We start from the raw sequence: 2586 nt of genomic DNA, 5'->3' as shown, positions 1-2586 counted from the left end.
ACGACCACCCACAACCGCCGGACACGACACCCCCGCCCAACTCACTCAAGAAGAAACGCACCCAGTGGTTGATCGCCGCAGCCTCGGCGGACGGCACCGCGACGGCGTGCAGGAGGTCCAGCGACGCCGCCAGGCGCGGGCCTGGGCCTGGATAGCCGTCGTCCGGGCCGTCCGGGCCGGTCGACTCGATGATCGCTCTGAGGTCGGCAGCGGCGATCACACCGTTGGTCCGTAGGGCGTCCAGGACGCCAAGGTGCAGGCCGCGGTCGGCGAAGACGATGGTCACCGAAATCCGCCCGCGAAGCCCCCGGCTTTAGCCGTGGGGAGGTAAGGGCGGTCAGGCGTTGCGCTGGCTTTCGACATAGCGTTTGACAACCTCCAAGGTCGCGCCGCCAACCGTGGCGACGAAGTACGAGTTGGTCCACAACGTCGGCAAACGTGAGCGGAGCGTGGGGAACTCCGCTCGCAGAAGCCGCGACGACCGCCCTTTGATGGCTTTGACCAGTCGGTGGATGCCGTACTGCGGGTCGCAGACGACGAGCAGGTGAACGTGGTCGGGCATGGTTTCCAGCTCCACGATCGGCGCGTTCTTCTCGGCACACACCTCGCGGATGATCTGTTTGAGTCGCTGGTCGATGTCGCCGTTGATGACGGGTCGCCGGTACTTCGGGCACCACACGACGTGGTAGGTGCAGCGGTAGACGACGTTGTTGTTTGATCTGACCTCATCCATGAACGGACTATATAGGGACATGCTGTATACTGTCTGGTGTGGACGAAGAAGTAGTGCGATACACGTACCGGTTGCGCCCCGGCGCCACCGCGACGGCCGCACTGCTCGCCGAATGGGGTCGCTGCCGTTGGCTGTGGAACGAAGCCGTCCACCAGCAGAAAACCGGCCGCCGACCCAACTTCGCCGGACTGTGCAAACTCCTCACCGACGCGCGGGCCAAGCTCGCGTGGCTGCGTGACGGTTCGCAGGTAGCCCAACAGCAGGCGCTGCGCACCTACGCGCAGGCGTTGCAGCACTCGTTCACGGTGAAAGGCCGAGGTCGCCCCAAGGTCAAAGCGGCGAAGAGAACCCTGCCGTCGCTCGAATACACGGTGCGCGGGTTCACCATCCGCGACGGTCGCCTGCGTCTTGCCAGCGGGATCGTCATACCCGTCGTCTGGTCGCGTGACCTGCCGTCCGACCCGACAAGTGTGCGCGTCTACCGCGACAGCCTCGGCCACTGGTACGCATCGTTCGTGGTACGCCGCGAGACCACCCCGGCCCCGGAGGCAGGCGGAGCGATCGGCATCGACTGGGGTGTCACCACCACGGCGACCACCACTGATCCCGCTTTCGACCTGCCTCACCTCGGCTACCGGCGAAGGTGCGCCGTCGAACTGGCCAAGACTCAACGGAAGATGGCCCGCCGACGCCGACCACGCGGACACGCCCAATCCAACGGCTACCGTCAGGCCGCGAGACAGGCCGCGAGACTGCACAAGAAAGCCGCCAGGCAGAACACTCACGCCGCCCGCCAGTGGGCGAAACGGGTCGTCGACAGCCATCAGATCATTGCTGTGGAGGACTTCAAACCGCGTTTTCTCGCCAAGTCCACCATGGCGCGTAAAGCCGCCGACGCTGCGATTGGCGCGGCGAAGCGGGAACTGATCGAACGTGGCCGGCGGGCGGGCCGAAAGGTGGTGCTGGTGCCGCCCGCCTACACCACGATGACCTGCTCCGAATGCACGGCGAGAACCAAGTCGCGTCTCGGATTGGGTGTCAGAACTTTCAGGTGCGACGACTGCGGGTACACCGCCGGGCGTGACCTGAACGCCGCTAGGACGATCCTGGCCACGGTAGAACGCGACCGTGCTGGTGTTGATGATGTAAGACATCCGGTCGGCTCCCTTCGTGGCGGCAGGCGGGGTGCGGTCTGAGTCAGAAATCCCCCGGATTCATCCGTGGGGAAGCGTTAAAAAAGGGCGCTCGTCGGCGGACTGGCACTGCGGGCGGCCCACGAACCTCTCGGCAGCTTCGAGCCGAAGCGGGTACCGGGTCGAAGGCATCCTCAGTTCGGAAGAGCGTGCTCGGTCGGCCGTGGTGCCCGATACGCCTGTGGCCGGCGGCAGTGCTCGACCTTGGTGCCCTTGACGGCCGCCGTTACAGGAGGTGGTCGATGCCGGTGACGGCGAGGTTGCCGATGCTGCGTTTGAGGTGTGACCACACCTGCTCGGTGGGGTTGAGGTCTGGGGCGTAGTCGGGCAGCCGGATCACGTGCAGCCAGTCCCGGGCGGCGATCAACGCACGCATCGCTGTGCTGACGTGGGTGTTCAAGTTGTCTCACACTGTCGTTTCCCGTTGAAAGTGGCGAGGCTGACCGGGGCTGAGCTGCGGTTCGCCATTCTGCGATTCGTTCGTCACTGGTCATCGTCTCTCACTCAAAGTGGCGGATTTCGGGGAAGGGCGTGGTGCTGGCCGAGCTCCGGGTGTGCTCGGCCCAGAACTCGGTGCGGAGCTTCTCGTGCTGGAACGGGAGTGTCAAGTTAACGGCTGATCTTGGTTGTTGAGGTGGTCAGTGGTTGGCCGGGGTGAGC

The 2586-nt window shown here is 65.0% G+C and carries 4 protein-coding genes; 1 reads left to right on the top strand and 3 read right to left on the bottom strand.

The genetic code is table 11. The features are described 5' to 3' along the window. A partial coding sequence (locus V6U90_RS33075; protein ID WP_334445054.1) for a hypothetical protein occupies window positions 1–286 on the bottom strand: 286 nt, incomplete at its 3' end. Between the two features lie 51 nt (window positions 287–337). Continuing rightward, window positions 338–733 carry an IS200/IS605 family transposase gene (tnpA, locus tag V6U90_RS33070; RefSeq protein ID WP_334445052.1) on the bottom strand — a complete coding sequence of 132 codons (396 nt, stop codon included), beginning with the start codon at window positions 731–733 and terminating at the stop codon, window positions 338–340. 38 nt (window positions 734–771) lie between these two features. Between tnpA and V6U90_RS33065 the strand changes: the two genes are divergently transcribed. Continuing rightward, window positions 772–1929, top strand: a complete 1158-nt coding sequence (locus V6U90_RS33065; protein WP_334445050.1) for an RNA-guided endonuclease InsQ/TnpB family protein — start codon at window positions 772–774, stop codon at window positions 1927–1929. A gap of 223 nt (window positions 1930–2152) precedes the next feature. On the opposite strand, the gene V6U90_RS33060 is transcribed toward V6U90_RS33065, so the two are convergent. Next, window positions 2153–2326, bottom strand: a complete 174-nt coding sequence (locus V6U90_RS33060; RefSeq protein ID WP_334445048.1) for a transposase — start codon at window positions 2324–2326, stop codon at window positions 2153–2155. Between the last annotated feature and the right edge of the window lie 260 nt (window positions 2327–2586).

The organism is Micromonospora sp. CPCC 206060 (assembly GCF_036906895.1).
Lineage (GTDB): Bacteria > Actinomycetota > Actinomycetes > Mycobacteriales > Micromonosporaceae > Micromonospora.
This window is presented reverse-complemented; position numbering and strand designations above follow the sequence as displayed.

What these genes read in the sequence shown, in the direction of transcription:
- tnpA (WP_334445052.1), bottom strand. Translation starts at nt 733, where the DNA reads ATGGATGAGGTCAGATCAAACAACAACGTCGTCTACCGCTGCACCTAC.